The sequence below is a fragment of the Rhizomicrobium palustre genome, assembly GCF_011761565.1.
In the GTDB taxonomy this organism is placed as follows: domain Bacteria; phylum Pseudomonadota; class Alphaproteobacteria; order Micropepsales; family Micropepsaceae; genus Rhizomicrobium; species Rhizomicrobium palustre.
The window spans coordinates 1,662,300-1,677,769 of record NZ_JAASRM010000001.1 but is presented as its reverse complement, the minus strand read 5'-3'; the positions used below and the strand labels follow the sequence as shown (position 1 = coordinate 1,677,769).

The window sequence follows — 15,470 nt, the reverse complement described above, 5'->3', positions numbered from 1 at the left end:
CGTTTTGAGATTTCCCTCCGACGTGAAACCCGTTCGTCCAGACGCCCCGAAACCCGCCAGCATCTATGATGTGGCCAAGCGCGCCGGTGTCTCCATCAAAACCGTGTCCCGCGTGGTCAACCGCCAGTCCAATGTTTCGGACGCCACGCGCGAGCGAGTCATGGAGGCCGTGGAAGCGCTGTCGTACCGCCCGAATATTTTCGCGCGCGGGCTGGCGAGTGAGCGCTCCTTCCTGATCGGCCTGCTCTATGACAACCCGTCGGCGGGCTATATCGCGGCCTTGCAGGTGGGCGTGCTGACCCGCTGCCGTGAAGAGGGCTATCACCTGATCGTCGAATCCTTGGATTCCGGCATGCCCAATATTGGGCGTCAGGTGCATTCGCTGGTGACCGAATCCTCGCTGCATGGCGTGATCCTGACCCCGCCTTTGAGCGACTGCATGCCGGTGATCGATGCCTTGCTGGAGGCCGAAACGCCGTTCGTGCGCATCGCGCCGGAAAAGCGGCTCGAAGAAGCCTGCGATGTCCGCATCGATGATTTCAAAGCTGCGTATGATATGACCGCCTATCTGATCGGGCTTGGCCATAAGCGCATTGCCTTTATCAAAGGCCATCCCGGCCATGGCGCCGCCAATGCACGCTTTGCAGGTTATCGCGCCGCGTTGGAACATGCCGGCATGCCGCTCGTCGAAGAGCTCTGCGTGCAGGGCTTCTTCTCTTACCAGTCGGGCCTTGAAGCGGGCGAAAAGCTCCTCAGCCTGCCCAATCCGCCGACCGCCATCTTCGCCGCGAACGACGACATGGCCGCTGCCGTGCTGGCCTGTTCGCAGCGCTTCAATCTGAAAATCCCCCAGCAGCTTTCCGTGGCCGGGTTCGACGACAGCCTGGTCGCCCAAGTGGTCTCGCCGCGCCTGACTACCTGCCGCCAGCCCATCCGCGAAATGGCCGAAGCCGCCGTCTCGATGCTGATCCAGCGCTCGCAAAAAGATGCGCCGATGGAACGCCACCTCGATCACGAGCTGGTGGTGCGCGAATCCACCGTCCCCCCGCCGGGCGCCTAAAGTTTTAACCCCCTTTTAGATACCGGGCGCAGCGCTTAAGCCTTTGGCAAAGCGATATATTTGGCACAGGGCGGGAAAGCGCTGTCAAATTTCTGGTAAGACTGAGTCGTTTTTGCTAATCTTCAGCCACAGCCCTCGGTCCTCCCTGGTCCGAGAGTTTTTGTGAGTGCTGGTCACTCCTCCCTGGACTTGGGCGGCCTTTGCGCCGCCCTCCTCTTTTTCGGGGCAGCTTTTCTCAGAAATCCGTGGCCGCGAGAAAGACTTCCGACAGCGCTTCCAGCCCTGCGCGATCCTCTTCGTCGAAGCGGCTGAAAATCGGGCTATCGAGATCGAGCACACCGATCACCACCCCATTCTTGATCAGGGGGATGACGATTTCCGAATTCGATGCGCTATCGCAGGCGATATGGCCTTCGAAGGCGTGCACGTCCGGCACGATGATGGTCTGGCGCTTGGCCGCCGCCGTACCGCAGACGCCTTTGCCCATCGCGATGCGCACGCAAGCCGGTTTGCCCTGGAAAGGACCGAGCAGCAGCGCATCGCCTTTGGTGAAATAGAATCCGGACCAGTTGAGATCCGGAAGGCCATGCCAGAGCACCGCCGAAAGATTAGCGGCGTTGGCGATGGGATCGCGGATGCCGTCGAACAGCCCGCGGGCCTCCAATAACAGGTCGTGATAAAGCTCGGCCTTGGTACTCATGAACCCTCTTTTTTGACATGCACGACCGCGTTGGGGCCGGTGTAAAGCCGTTTCCAGCCCGCCATTCCATCCAGCGTTTTCACGGCGGGATTTTCCGGCGCCAGGATTGTCCAGCGGATGTGGTAGCGGCGGGTCACGCGATCAAGGGCTGCCGCATCGCCAAGCCCGGCAAATCTGGCGCGGAAGGCGTGCGCATAGATCGGGCGGCTGTCGATGAAGGGATGCACATCCTGCGAGACAAGATAGCCGCCAAAGCTCGGCTCGTTGAGGACGGGCGTGCGCAACACGGCCTCCGGAACATGGGCCAGTGCCGTGGCCGGACGCACCGCTGAATCGGGCGGATCGAAGCGGAGGACGCTGCGCGCGCCAAGCCCCACCAGGGCGATGACCACCAGCGCCGCGACGGGGCGCCAAGCGAGGACGGGCTCAAAACGGCCCGTTGAAAGCGCTTCGGCGCTTAGAAGCGGCACCATCGCGGCAAAGAGGAGCTGCTGCGCCGGCAGATAGACCGCCAGAACCAACAGCAGCACCACAAGCGCGGCACGGATCAGCGTCTTTTTCTTCACAAAGAGAACCGAGCCCGCGGGCAAGGCCAAAAGCAGCGGCAGCACGGAGTGCACATGCCCATCCGCCGGTATCAGCAACACCCGCACCGCATGGAGGAGCCCGTCAAAGCCATAGGGCGTCACCAAGCTGATCATGAGCGCGTAAGAGGAAAAGATCAGCCAATCGCGCCCTGCCGCCGGATCGCGCTGTTTGAGATAGGCTTCGAGGCCGAGCGCGAAGGTAATGATGAGACCGATGAGAAAGCCGGTGTTGAGATTGGCCCAAAGCAGCATCAGCGCCAGAAGCCAATAAGAAGGGCGGCGCTCGTCGGCCCGGGCGCGTACAAGCCCCGCCGCATAGAGAATGGCAAAGGGCAGCGCCATCAGATAAGGCCGCGCCGATACCGCGCCCGCCGCCACGATGAAGGCCAGCGCCAGCGCGCCGAAAAGCCGGATGCCTTTCAAAAACCGGGCAAGCTCGAAGGCCAAAGCGCCCGCCGCAAGGCTCGTCATCAGCGCGACCAGCGCGATCACCGCGCTGAAGCCGGTGGCGAGATAGGCGCCGGTGAGCATGAGCTGGGAGAGCCAGCCCTGGGTGTGCCAGGGATGACCGGTGAAGGTGTAGGAAAAGGGATCGATCCGAAGAACGGCATAGTTCTCGATCATCCAGCGCCCGGCGGCGATGTGCCAGTAAAGCTCGCCATCCTGGATCACACGCGGCGTCATCACGGCTGCGCCGAGCGCGATGGCCGCCGCCAAAAGCGCTGCCAGACCTTGATCGAAACGAAGAGAGGAGGATCCTGGCGTCACAAGCCACCCGCGGGAGAACAGCGCTGCCTACGCGGCAGTCTGGCCTAAATCAAGGCAAGCCCGCGTGACCGCTGCCAGAGCTGCATTAATCTGTGCTGCGCTGTCAGGGTTTGGCTTTGAGAAGGTCGCGGATTTCCCGCAGCAGCACCACGTCTTCCGGCGGCGCGGGCGGAACGGCGGGGGCGGGCGGGTTGGCAAAGAGCCGGTTCACTGAGCGGATCACCAGGAAGAGCACAAAAGCGACGATCAGAAAGCTGATCACGTTATTGAGGAAGATGCCGTAATTGATGGTGACCGCCCCAGCCTTTGCGGCATCGGCCAAGGTGGTCGTCTGCGGCCCCTTCAAGACCAGGAAAAGATTGGAGAAATCGAGCCCTCCCGTGATCAGCCCGAGGGGCGGGGTAATAATGTCTTTGACCAGAGAGTTCACGATCGAGGTGAAGGCGGCCCCGACAATCACACCGATGGCGAGATCAATAACGTTGCCTCTGAGGGCGAACTGCTTGAAATCCTTCAACATAAGCTCAGCTCTCCGATTTTTCGCAAATCACCACAACGCCAGCGTGCTAGCGCGCGTGGACCTTCACAAGAGGTTTCGAGGTCAAAAGCCACAAGATCAGAAAGCCGAGCCCGGTTCCCGCGAGAATGCCGAGGCAATTGGCGATTTCATCGAAAAAATCGGGGTCGCGGCCGGTATAGGCCTGCAGGATTTCCAGCGCCCCCGCGAAAAGGGCCAGATTCACCGCCGCCGCCAGCACCCGCCGCCAATCCTGAAAAGCCAGGCAGATCATCCCCGAAAGGCCGAAATAGGCGGTGAAATGCAAGGCCTTATCCCAAACGAGCCCTTCCACCGCCCCCGGCGTCTTGGCAAGCTCTCCCCAGGCGACCAGCGCAACGGCAGGCCAGAACAGGACGACGGCGACGAGCCGGATGGCTTTCAACAGCTTTTCCCGCATGGCGCGCATCCCCCCGTCTGCCGGGCGCAGTTTACGCCGCTTTACCCCGGACGGGAGAGTTAAAGCTTTCTCAGGACTCCGGAAATTGCCGTCACGCCTTGCAAAGACGGGCCTCCTTCGTATAAGACGCCCCCCTCACGCGCAGACCGCAAGGTTTGCGCGCAAAATCATTTCGAGCCGCCCGGCGAAAAGGGCATGCCGTGTCGGCTCCGAATGGCAACCGAGGTTCAGTCCTCAAGGAGACCGAAATGCCCAAAATGAAGACCAAGTCGGGCGCTAAAAAGCGCTTCAAGTTTACGGCGAAGGGCAAGGTCAAGACGGGTCAGGCCGGTAAGCGCCACCGTTTGATCTCCAACACGCCGGAACGCACCCGCACCCTGCGCGGCACGGGCGTTCTTTCCGATTCTGAGACCCAACGCGTGAAGCGTTGGATGCCGTATGGCGGAGGTATCTAATCCATGTCACGTGCTCCCCGCGCCGTACCGAGCCGCCTGCGCCGCAAGCGCGTCCTGAAAGCCGCTAAGGGCTTTTATGGCCGCCGCAAGAACACGATCACGGTCGCGAATGCCGCCGTCGATCGTTCGATGCAGCACAACTATATCGGCCGCAAGCTCCGCAAGCGGAACTTCCGCGCCCTCTGGATTCAGCGCATCAACGCTGCCGTCCGTGAATATGGCATTACCTATAGCCAGTTCATCGCGGCCCTCGCCAAGGCGAACATCTCGGTCGACCGTAAGGTCCTGTCCGAGCTCGCCATCAGCGAACCGGCAGCATTTAAGGCCTTGGTCGATCAGGCGCTCGCTGCCTAATCCTCTTGGTCTTGACCAAAAGATGAAGCCCGGCAGCGCAAATCGCGCGTTGCCGGGTTTTTTCTTGGCTTTGCCGGGGCGGCATGATTGATACGGGCCCCGAAGGGACGAAACATGACAGACATCACAGCCCTCGAAGCAGAGATTTTGGGCGCCATTTCGGGCGCCGCCGATGAAGCCGCGCTGGAAGCGGTGCGCGTTTCCGCCCTGGGCAAAAAGGGCACGATTTCCGAACTCCTGAAGACTCTGGGCGGCATGAGCCCGGATGAGCGCAAAGTGAATGGCCCGGCCTTCAATACTTTGCGCGACCGGGTGCAGACCGCCATCGCGGCGAAGAAGACGGCGCTGGAAGATGCCGCGCTGAATGCGCGCCTTGCCTCCGAGCGGGTGGACATCACCCTGCCCGTCCGCCCCGAGCCGGTCGGCTCCATCCATCCGGTGAGCCAGGTCTTCGATGAAGTCGTGGCGATCTTCGCCGATCTCGGCTTCTCGGTCGCCGAAGGCCCCGATGTCGAATTCGACGATTACAACTTCACCAAGCTGAACATGCCGCCCGATCACGCCGCGCGGCAGATGCACGACACCTTCTATGTCGCCAAGCAGGCGGACGGATCGCAGCATGTGCTCAGAACCCACACCTCGCCGGTGCAGGTGCGCACGATGCTGGCGCAAAAACCGCCGATCCGCATCATTTCGCCGGGCCGCACCTATCGCGTTGACTCGGATGCCACCCACTCGCCGATGTTCCATCAGTTCGAGGGCCTTGTCATCGATGAGGTGACGCATCTGGGGCACCTCAAATGGGTACTTGAGGAATTCTGCAAAGCCTTCTTCGAAGTCCCTAAGGTTGAGCTTCGGGCGCGCCCCAGCTTCTTTCCCTTCACTGAGCCTTCGGTGGAATGGGATATCCGCTGCGACCGTCGCGGCGGCGAGATCAAATTCGGCACCGGCAATGATTGGCTGGAAGTGGCCGGCTCCGGCATGGTCAATCCGCGCGTGTTGGAAAACTGCGGCATCGATCCTGCCAAGTATCAGGGCTATGCCTTTGGCGGCGGCATCGATCGCCTCGCCATGCTGAAATATGGCATTCCCGATATCCGCTCTTTCTTTGAATCCGATCTGCGCTGGCTGAAGGCTTATGGTTTCGCTGCGCTCGATCTTCCCACCCTCGATGGAGGGCTTTCCCGATGAAATTCCCCCTTTCCTGGCTCAAGGATCATCTTGAGACCGACGCCGATGCGGCCACCATTGCCGAGAAGCTGACCTCTATCGGCCTTGAGGTCGAAAGCGTGGAAGATGCGGGTGCGCGGCTGAAGGATTTCACCGTCGCTTATGTCGTCTCTGCCGAAAAGCACCCCAATGCCGACCGCTTGCGCCTCTGCATGGTGGATGCGGGCGGCAAGGAACCGGTTCAAGTTGTCTGCGGCGCCCCCAATGCGCGCACGGGCATCAAGGTGGTCTTCGCGCAGCCCGGCACGGTGGTTCCGGTCACGGGCGAGGCCCTCAAGATCGGCACCATTCGCGGCGTCGAATCCCGCGGCATGATGTGCTCGGGCCGTGAGCTTCTCCTCTCCGACGATCATGACGGCATCATCGAATTGCCCGAAAGCGCGGTGGTGGGCGAGAAGGTCGCCGAGGTGCTGGGTCTCAATGATCCGGTGATCGATATCTCCATCACGCCGAACCGTGGCGACTGCACCAGCGTCTGGGGTGTGGCCCGCGATCTGGCGGCAGCCGGTCTTGGCAGACTGAAGACGCCGGTGGTGGAAACCGTGAAGGGCAAGTTCCCTTCGCCCAAAACCGTTTCGCTTCAGTTCGACGGCAAACCCGCCTGCCCGCTTTTCGCGGGACGTTTCATCAAAGGCGTGAAAAACGGGCCGTCGCCGAAATGGGTACAGGATCGCCTGAAATCCATCGGCCTTCGCCCGATCAACGCGCTGGTCGATGTGACCAATCTCATCGCCCATGATCGCGGCCGCCCCTTACATGTTTTCGATGCCGATAAGCTGGTTGGCAATGTTTCGGCGCGTCTGGCCAAAGACGGCGAAGAACTCCTCGCCCTCGACGGCAAGACCTATAAGCTCGACGCCGAAATGTGCGTCATCGCCGATGAGGCCGCTGCGCGCGGTATCGCGGGTGTGATGGGCGGCGAAGAAACCGGCTGCACCGAGACCACCACCAATGTGTTCCTGGAATCGGCTTACTTCGTGCCGGTGAGCGTTGCCTCCACGGGCCGCAAGCTGCAGCTGAATTCCGATGCGCGCTATCGTTTCGAACGCGGCGTGGACCCGGAATTTGTCATCCCCGGCATCGAACTCGCCACCCGCCTGATCCTGGATTGGTGCGGCGGCGAGGCTTCCGAGGTTGTGGTCGCAGGCGAAGTGCCGGAATGGAAGCGCGAAATCGTCTTCACCCCTGCCATGGTCAAGCGCATCGGCGGCTTGGATGTCGAAGAAAAGAAGATCGTCGAAATTCTCACCCATCTCGGCTTCGGCGTGACCGAGATCGACGGCACCACCATGAAAGTGGTTCCGCCCTCTTGGCGCAGCGATATCGATGGCGCCGCCGATCTTGTTGAAGAAGTCGTGCGCATCTTTGGCCTCGAGCATGTCCAGTCCGTGCCGATGGAGCGCCCGGATGCCATCGCGCGCCCGGTTCTGACCTCTGCGCAAAAGCGCCGCCGCATTATCCGCCGGGCGATTGCCGCGCGCGGTTTCAATGAAGCGGTGAGCTTCTCCTTCATTCCGCGTGCCCATGCCGCTTTGTTCGGTGGCGGCGATGATGCCCGCCAGATCGCCAACCCGATCGCGGCGGATATGGATGCGCTGCGCCCCACACCGCTGCCCTCCCTCCTCGCCGCCGCCCAGCGCAATCAGGCGCGTGGCGTGAACGATCTGATGCTGTTCGAAATCGGGGCCGGGTTCCAATCCGGCGTGCCGGGCGCGCAGCAGACCATTGTTGCGGGGCTGCGCATCGGTAATGGCCCGCGCAATTGGTCCAAATCCACCCACCCCGCCGACGCCTTCGATGTGAAGGCCGATGTGCTCGCCGCGTTGGAAGCTGCCATGGGCGCCGCGATGAACGCGCCCATCAAAGCCGGTGCGCCTGGCTGGTATCATCCCGGCCGCTCCGGCACTTTGGCGCTGGGCCCGAAAGTGCTCGCGACCTTCGGTGAGCTGCATCCGAAAATCGTGGCGGCTTTCGATCTTTCCGGCCCCGTCGCGGCCTTCGAGCTAATCCTCGATCACGTGCCCGACAGCAAATCCAAAAGGACCAGCTTCTCGGCCTCGCCCTATCAGGCGGTGGAGCGCGATTTCGCCTTTGTGGTGGATGTGAAGGTGGCCGCCGAGGACGTGGTCAAAGCCGCCAAGAATGCCGAGCGGGTGCTGATCGAAGCCGTCAGCCTCTTCGATGTCTATGAAGGCAAAGGCGTGCCCGAGGGCAAGAAGTCGCTCGCCATTTCGGTGCGCCTCCAGCCCAAGGACAAGACCCTGACCGATCCGGAAATCGAAGGCGTGGCGCAGAAGATCGTCGCCGCCGTCGCCAAAGCCACCGGCGGAACGCTCAGGGCATAGCTTCTTCCTCCACCCTCCCTTTGAGGGAGGGTGATCGGCTTTGGGGCGATTAACTCAAGCTGTCATCCCGGCCGCAGTGCGCATTGCGAAGCAGAGCGCACGTAGAGCCGGGACCCACTTCAACAATATTCAGATTTTGGAGTGGGTCCCGGATCGCGCCTTCGTGCCAAACGGAGAGAGTTCCGTGGGCGCGTCCGGGATGACAATATGGGGCTCGTAGGCACAAAATCGATAGCCCCGGGGAGGGTTGAAGGTCCGCCTTACACCCCGCCAATCTCCTGTCATAATGGCGTATTGGAACCCTTCTACCCCAATACGCCATGACGGCTTACACCTCGCGCCAAGCGCTTAGCTTTGTTCTGGCCTTCGGCATCGTCAGCTTGTTCGCGGACATGTCGTATGAGGGCATGCGCGGCATTTCCGGGCCGTTCCTGGCGAGCCTTGGCGCCACCGGCCTCGCGGTCGGGGTCATCGCAGGTGTCGGCGAACTTGCCGGGTACATGGTGCGGCTCTTCTCGGGCCGCATGGCGGATTCTACGAGGCTTTATTGGCCGATCACTCTCGCGGGCTATGTCGTGCAGATGGCGGCCGTGCCCGCTATGGCGCTGGCGGGAAATTGGTATGTGGCGGCGGGTCTCATCATCCTGGAGCGCGCCGGCAAAGCGATCCGCAATCCGCCGCGCGATGCCATGCTTTCGCGCGCCGGCGAAACCATCGGACATGGCTGGGCCTTCGGCCTGCATGAAGCGCTCGATCAGCTCGGCGCTTTCGCGGGGCCCTTGATCGCATTTCTGGTGCTGTCGCATCACGGCGAATACCGCACCGCCTTTGCCTGGCTGGCCCTGCCCTCGCTCACCACATTGCTGCTCGTCTTCGCGGTACGCTTACGTTTCGGCTCTTTAGGCAAAATCGAACGCCCCCTCGACGCCGATGCTACCGCCACCCTGCCCAAAGCCTTCTGGTTCTATGCCATCGCTTCGGCGCTGATTGCCTTTGGCTTTGCCGATTTCACCCTGATGTCGTTTCATTTCGGCAAGGCGGGGATCGTTAGTGGTGAGATGATCGCGCTTTTCTATTCCGCCGCGATGCTGACCGACGGCGCCGCCTCGCTCCTCTTCGGGCGCTGGTTCGACAAAGCCGGGCTGAAAGTCGTTTATGGCGGCGTGGCGCTCGGGCTGTTCGTGGCGCCGCTCGCGTTCTTCGGTGGCTTTTGGGGCGCGGCACTCGCCACCCTGATCTGGGGCGCGGCCCTTGGCGTACATGAATCGGTGATGGCCGCCGCGGTCGCAACGCTGGTGCCGCTGCATGCCCGCGCCCGTGCTTATGGCATTTTCACTGCGCTGTTCGGCGTCGCCTGGTTCCTCGGTAGCGCGTTGCTCGGCGCGCTTTACGATGTCTCGCTTCTGAGCTTGGTCGTCCTCGCCACCGCCGCGCAGCTTCTCGCGCTGATCCCGCTCAGCAAAGCGATTACTGCGAAGGCTTAAGGCACCGCCGGCGTCGACAGCCAGAAACTCATCACCGGATCGGGGTAACGGATAAAGCATTCCGCGTTCAGCCGGTTGGCGCGGATCAGTCCCAGCATGGCATCAGCTTTTTTCTTATTCACGCCGAGATCGACCAGCGTGTCGGCGCCATCGACGATCTTCCAGCTATTGCTGGAGCGGATGAGATGGGCCGTGGTCGGCTGGAATTTCAGGCAGATCGCGCCCGCCATCTTATCGGTGGCGAAACCCGACGCGCTTTTCCAATAACTCTTGAACGGCCCGCCAGAGGTGCAGCGCCGGTCGAATTTGTAATGGCGCAAGGCCGCTTCGGCGAGCATAGCGGTCTTCTCATCCTTGCCGACATCGACAATGACCTTGCCCTTGGCTTTGACAAACCAATAGCCGTTTTCTGCTACCGCCCGCGCGCCCGTAGTATCGATCATGGTGCAGCTTTCATCGGGCGAAGGCGGGGTAACACTGCGTGCGCCACCACCCCAGCCCGTCTGCAGCCCCGGCTGGTTCTGCCAGACCTGCGTCACCGGCCCAACCCAGGAGGTTTTCTTCAAGACGCCCGAGACCGCGTAATCATGGCGGGCGGAATTATCGGCGAGCTCGATCAGCATATCGAAGCGCAGCTTGCCGCTCGCATCCTTGCGCAAGGTGATGTGGCGATGGGCAAAGCCGAAATGAAAGGTCGCCTCTACCACCTGCACATCGGTTGATTTCGGCGAGGCGGTATAGACCTTGCCTTGCACAATGCCCCAATCGCATTCGATGGCGCGGCAATCGCCATAGGCGCGCAGATCGACCCCATTGCCGCCATTCGGCGTGACGGCCAAATGCGTCAGCCCGCTCCCCTTCGGGTCCGGGTTCTGCCAATGGCCGAGAAAATCCTCAGTCGCAGCCTCGGCCGCGCCCGCCGTAAGAGCGAGTGCCAGAAAAGCGGAACGAAACATCATCGCGCCAGCCAGTAGACCATCTTCTCGTTGGGACGGGCCGCAAAACACTGCCGGTTCACCTTGTTACTGCGCAAAAGCTGGACGGCCCGTGAGGCCGAGGCGGTATCGCCTTCAAAATCCGCGATCACGCGATTTGCGGCAACGACTTTGCCTCCTTGGGCGGTGATCGCGTCAGGCTGAATTTCGACGCAGTCCGATCCGGCCATCGCTGTCTTGGGAAACTGCCCCGCCACCCGCCAATAGGTGAATTTGGATTTGCCGCGCCCAATGAAGCACTGCTCGTCAAAGCGGTATTGGCGGATCACCTGCACCGTTTTGGCGGCGGCAAGCTTGTCTGACTCAAAATTGATCAGGGTGTGGAGGAAGTCCTTCACCACGGTGCCGCGCGGCGTGGGGGTGGCGATCACGTCCGGGGGATAGACTTTGGTGCACTCCTCATCCTCATCGCGGGCGGGCGGCAGTTCGGCGACATGGTGGGGTGTGGGGGTAAGCGCCACGGCGGCCTGGGGAGCATTGCTGGGACGCGCGGCGAAGACCACCGGCGCCGGCATCGGCTTTTCGGGCGGCGGCGGGGCGTTATCGAGGCGCAAGGACCCGCTGGTCTCGTAGTCATGCCGCCCGGAGCGGTCGGTGAAATCGGTGACCAGCTCGAAGCGAAGGCTCGAACGCGATCCGGGGCGCAAGGTCAAGTGCTTGATTCCGCTTGGTGTTTGAAAATCTGCCCGGATCGCCCGGACCATATCAGAGGAGGCCGCATCGGTATAAGGATGGCCCAAGGCCGAGCCCCAATCGCAATTGGACCCGCAGCGGCCATAAAGATGGACACGCAGGCGAGATTTACCCTCTTGGGTGACCACAATGCGGGCGACATCCTCGTTATCCGAGGCGCCAAGGGCGTTCAGCACCGTCCGGCTGGCATCGTTGACCCAATTGCCTTGGAATGGCGCGGTGTCCGGCGCGGCAAAGGCGCTCGTGGTCAGGACGCTGGCGGCCAGCAACCCAAAGGCGAATACCCCACCCCAAACGGCGCGTAACATGGCAGAAACCCTCCCCTTTTTGCGGCGGAGCCTAGCCTTTTCGGGGCATTCCCGACAGAGCTCAGCACCCAGATGCAAGTTCGGGCGCCACACAACTGGACGGGCGGGCGCCTGGACCGCTATATGCGCGTTCTTATAAGGCCTTTTCGGAACAAAATGACCGACTTAAACCGCATCCGCAATTTCTCGATCGTGGCCCATATCGACCACGGCAAGTCGACCCTGGCCGACCGGCTGATCCAGTTCACCGGCGGGCTCTCCAATCGTGAGATGAAGGAGCAGGTGCTCGACAATATGGAGATCGAGCGCGAGCGCGGCATCACCATCAAGGCCCAGACCGTGCGCCTCGAATATAAGGCCCAGGATGGCGAGACCTATATCCTGAACCTGATGGACACGCCCGGCCATGTCGACTTCGCCTATGAAGTCAGCCGCTGCCTCGCTGCCTGCGAAGGCGCGCTTCTGGTGGTCGACGCGAGCCAAGGCGTGGAAGCCCAGACGCTGGCCAATGTCTATCAAGCGATCGATGCCGGGCTCGAGATCGTGCCCGTGTTGAATAAAGTCGATTTGCCCGCCGCCGAGCCGGATCGCGTCAAGCAGCAGATCGAAGATGTGATCGGCATCGATGCGTCGGACGCCATTCCGATTTCCGCCAAGACCGGAATCAACATCGATGCGGTGCTGGAAGCCGTCGTCACGCGCCTGCCCGCCCCCAAAGGCGATCCCAAAGCACCGCTGAAAGCGCTGCTGATCGATAGCTGGTATGACGCCTATCTCGGTGTTGTGGTGCTGGTGCGCATCGTCGATGGCGAGCTGAAGAAGGGCCAGAAGATTCAGATGATGGCCGCCGATGCCTATTACACGGTGGAACGCGTCGGCGTCTTCACCCCGAAACAGGTTTCGGTCGATGTGCTCGGCCCTGGCGAAGTCGGATTCATCACCGCTGCCATCAAGGAAGTGGCCGACACCCAGGTCGGTGACACCATCACCGATGAAAAGAGACCCGCCAGCGAAGCCCTGCCCGGCTTTAAGCCCGCGCAGCAGGTGGTGTTCTGCGGCCTCTTCCCGGTGGATGCAGCGCAGTTCGAAGATTTGCGCGGCGCGCTGTCCAAGCTGCATTTGAACGACGCCAGCTTCACCTATGAAATGGAAACATCGGCGGCGCTGGGCTTCGGTTTCCGCTGCGGCTTCTTAGGCCTGCTCCACCTGGAAATTATCCAGGAACGGCTGGAGCGCGAATTCAATCTCGAAATGATCGCGACGGCGCCGAGCGTGATCTATCGCATCCATCTCACCGATGGCGAAGTGATGGAGCTGCACAATCCCGCCGACATGCCGGAAGTGACCAAGATCGACAAGATCGAGGAGCCCTGGATCCGCGCCACCGTGATGGTGCCCGACGAATATCTCGGCTCCGTCTTGAAGCTGTGCCAGGACCGCCGCGGCGAGCAGATCGAACTCACCTATGCCGGCAACCGCGCCATGGTGATCTATCGCTTGCCGCTGAACGAAGTGGTGTTCGATTTCTATGACCGCCTGAAATCCATTTCGCGCGGCTATGCCAGCTTCGATTATCACCTCGAAGGCTATCACGAGGGCGATCTTGTGAAGATGAGCATCCTGGTCAATGACGAGCCGGTGGATGCGCTCTCCATGATCGTGAACCGCCAGCGCGCGGAATCGCGCGGCCGCGGCATGTGCGAGAAGCTGAAAGACCTGATCCCGCGCCACCTCTTCAAGATTCCGATTCAGGCGGCTATCGGCGGCAAGGTCATCGCCCGCGAAACCATTTCGGCCATGCGCAAAGACGTGACGGCGAAATGCTATGGCGGCGATATCAGTCGTAAGCGCAAGCTCCTCGACAAGCAGAAAGAGGGCAAGAAGAAGATGCGCCAGTTCGGCAAGGTCGACATCCCGCAAGAAGCCTTCATCGCCGCGCTGAAGATGGATCAGGATTAGGTCCTGTCCCAACTTCAATTCTTGCGTCATGGCCGGCCTTGAGCCGGCCATCTCGTTTTCGGGGTGGAATGAATGGCCGGGTCGAGCCCGGCCATAACGATCTGGAACCTCTGTGTTCCCCGTGGCGCTGCGCCGCTAATCCGCTATGCTCCTTACAAATCTGAGGGAGCGCGCCATGAGCAACACCGCCTTTGAAAGCGTCAGCCCGGTTTTGCGGGTCGCCGAACTTTCTGCCGCCATCGCTTATTACACCGAAAAGCTGGGCTTTCAGGTCCGTTGGCAAAGCCCCGTATTCGCCAATGTCGGGCGCGGGCGCTGCTGCATATTCCTCAGCCAAGGCGATCAGGGCGCGGGCCGCGCCTGGGTTTGGGCTGGGGTGGAAGATGTCGATGCGGTCTATGAAGAATATCAGGCCTCCGGCGCCAAGATCCGCAATCCCCCCACCAATTATCCTTGGTCCTGCGAGATGCAGGTGGAGGACCTCGACGGCAATGTGCTGCGCTTAGGCTCGGACCGCAAAGCCGGTCAGCCCATCGGCGAATGGCTGGATGAGAACGGCCAGCGCTGGCGTTCAGTAGATGGTGATTGGCAGAAGGCGGAGTAACCCGCCCTAACGCAGGCGTCGCGCGGGCGCCAAGATCGCGCCCATGCCGATGCTGGCGACCAGCAGCCCCAGCCATTGGCCAAGCGTAGGTGTCTCATGCACAAGCACGATGCCGAGCAGCACCGAAGCCATCGGTGCGAAGGCGGTGAAGACGGCGGCACGCGCCGCGCCCAGCAACAGCACCGCGCGCGAATAGGCAAAGAGCGCCACGATGCCCGTGAGCACGCCTTGCACCAAGGCTTGTTCGAACACGATGGAGGGCGGTGCGGAAAGTAGCGCTCTCGGCTCCCCAAAAATCATATAGAGCGGGCAGAACAGCAGCGCGGAATAAAACGTCACCGCGAGCGTGGCGGTGAGGGCTTCCACCTTCCACCAGCGCAAGAGCACGGTGAAGACCGCCCACATCAATCCGGCAAAGACAAAAAACCCGTCGCCAATGATCGCGCCTTGCTGGCCTTCAAAAAATCCCGGCCCTGCCACCGCGGACAAGCCCAAGAGCAAAATCAAAAGCCCGATCACGCCCTGCCCGCCCATCTTCTCGCCAAGCCATAAATGACCGGCCAAAGCGCAGAGCGCGGTGATGGTGCCAAGCTGCACTACAGCGGCATGGCTTAACGGCGCGAAGTGATAGCCAAAGGCGCTGACAATCACGAAAAGCGGCCCGCCGAGGGCTGCGAGCGTCACACCTTTTTTCCAGCCCAGCGCTTTGAGCGCGCCAAACCGTTTCGCCGCGAAAGGCAACAACAGCACCGCGGTGGTGACATAGCGGATGAAGGCGATATCGCCCGCGCCCAGCCCCGAGCCGATGGCGTGGCGGGAGACGGTATAGAACCCGCCCCAAATGATCGCGGCGAGCAGGCCAAGGCCAATACCCTGGCGGGCGGGGGAAAGACGCAACACAAAACATCCGTTGGAAGGCCAGCGGATAAAACCCGCCGCCGCTGCCGGGGCAAGCGCTTTATGCGCGCGAAG

The 15,470-nt window shown here is 61.5% G+C and carries 15 protein-coding genes; 8 read left to right on the top strand and 7 right to left on the bottom strand.

The features are described 5' to 3' along the window. Positions 1-22: 22 nt before the first annotated feature. Positions 23-1,060: a substrate-binding domain-containing protein gene (locus FHS83_RS07670; RefSeq protein WP_167082406.1), complete on the top strand. Its 1,038-nt coding sequence runs from the start codon at positions 23-25 to the stop codon at positions 1,058-1,060. A 235-nt stretch (positions 1,061-1,295) separates the two neighbouring features. Here the strand turns inward: FHS83_RS07670 and FHS83_RS07665 are convergent, their stop codons facing one another. From FHS83_RS07665 to FHS83_RS07650, 4 genes are all read right to left on the bottom strand, one after another. After that, positions 1,296-1,760, bottom strand: a complete 465-nt coding sequence (locus FHS83_RS07665) for a GAF domain-containing protein (protein ID WP_167082405.1) — start codon at positions 1,758-1,760, stop codon at positions 1,296-1,298. Next, complete coding sequence (locus FHS83_RS07660; protein WP_167082404.1) at positions 1,757-3,115, bottom strand: hypothetical protein; 1,359 nt, start codon at positions 3,113-3,115, stop codon at positions 1,757-1,759. The genes FHS83_RS07665 and FHS83_RS07660 overlap by 4 nt, the downstream gene beginning before the upstream one ends. Positions 3,116-3,218: 103 nt before the next feature. Further along, on the bottom strand, positions 3,219-3,635 hold the full coding sequence (gene mscL, locus FHS83_RS07655; protein WP_167082403.1) for a large conductance mechanosensitive channel protein MscL: 417 nt from the start codon (positions 3,633-3,635) through the stop codon (positions 3,219-3,221). Between the two features lie 46 nt (positions 3,636-3,681). After that, complete coding sequence (locus FHS83_RS07650) at positions 3,682-4,071, bottom strand: VanZ family protein (protein ID WP_167082402.1); 390 nt, start codon at positions 4,069-4,071, stop codon at positions 3,682-3,684. A gap of 248 nt (positions 4,072-4,319) precedes the next feature. Here FHS83_RS07650 and rpmI point away from each other — a divergent pair, with 248 nt between their 5' ends. From rpmI to FHS83_RS07625, 5 genes are all read left to right on the top strand, one after another. Then, positions 4,320-4,526 (top strand): 50S ribosomal protein L35, encoded by a 207-nt coding sequence (gene rpmI / locus FHS83_RS07645; protein WP_167082401.1) that lies wholly within the window; start codon positions 4,320-4,322, stop codon positions 4,524-4,526. Positions 4,527-4,529: 3 nt separating this feature from the next. Beyond that, positions 4,530-4,880 (top strand): 50S ribosomal protein L20, encoded by a 351-nt coding sequence (gene rplT / locus FHS83_RS07640; RefSeq protein ID WP_167082400.1) that lies wholly within the window; start codon positions 4,530-4,532, stop codon positions 4,878-4,880. A 114-nt stretch (positions 4,881-4,994) separates the two neighbouring features. Continuing rightward, on the top strand, positions 4,995-6,071 hold the full coding sequence (gene pheS / locus FHS83_RS07635) for a phenylalanine--tRNA ligase subunit alpha (RefSeq protein ID WP_167082399.1): 1,077 nt from the start codon (positions 4,995-4,997) through the stop codon (positions 6,069-6,071). After that, positions 6,068-8,455: a phenylalanine--tRNA ligase subunit beta gene (gene pheT / locus FHS83_RS07630; RefSeq protein WP_167082398.1), complete on the top strand. Its 2,388-nt coding sequence runs from the start codon at positions 6,068-6,070 to the stop codon at positions 8,453-8,455. Before pheS ends, pheT begins: the two co-directional genes overlap by 4 nt. Positions 8,456-8,775: 320 nt before the next feature. Further along, positions 8,776-9,939, top strand: a complete 1,164-nt coding sequence (locus tag FHS83_RS07625; protein ID WP_167082397.1) for an MFS transporter — start codon at positions 8,776-8,778, stop codon at positions 9,937-9,939. Here FHS83_RS07625 and FHS83_RS07620 read toward each other — a convergent pair. Then, positions 9,936-10,898, bottom strand: coding sequence for a hypothetical protein (locus FHS83_RS07620; protein WP_167082396.1), 963 nt, complete (start codon positions 10,896-10,898; stop codon positions 9,936-9,938). The genes FHS83_RS07625 and FHS83_RS07620 overlap by 4 nt on opposite strands. Then, complete coding sequence (locus FHS83_RS07615; RefSeq protein WP_167082395.1) at positions 10,895-11,935, bottom strand: hypothetical protein; 1,041 nt, start codon at positions 11,933-11,935, stop codon at positions 10,895-10,897. The genes FHS83_RS07620 and FHS83_RS07615 overlap by 4 nt, the downstream gene beginning before the upstream one ends. A gap of 156 nt (positions 11,936-12,091) precedes the next feature. Here FHS83_RS07615 and lepA point away from each other — a divergent pair, with 156 nt between their 5' ends. Further along, positions 12,092-13,894, top strand: a complete 1,803-nt coding sequence (gene lepA, locus FHS83_RS07610; RefSeq protein ID WP_167082394.1) for a translation elongation factor 4 — start codon at positions 12,092-12,094, stop codon at positions 13,892-13,894. 175 nt (positions 13,895-14,069) lie between these two features. After that, positions 14,070-14,498: a glyoxalase superfamily protein gene (locus FHS83_RS07605; RefSeq protein WP_167082393.1), complete on the top strand. Its 429-nt coding sequence runs from the start codon at positions 14,070-14,072 to the stop codon at positions 14,496-14,498. Positions 14,499-14,504: 6 nt separating this feature from the next. On the opposite strand, the gene FHS83_RS07600 is transcribed toward FHS83_RS07605, so the two are convergent. Next, on the bottom strand, positions 14,505-15,398 hold the full coding sequence (locus tag FHS83_RS07600) for an EamA family transporter (RefSeq protein WP_167082392.1): 894 nt from the start codon (positions 15,396-15,398) through the stop codon (positions 14,505-14,507). Positions 15,399-15,470: the final 72 nt, after the last annotated feature.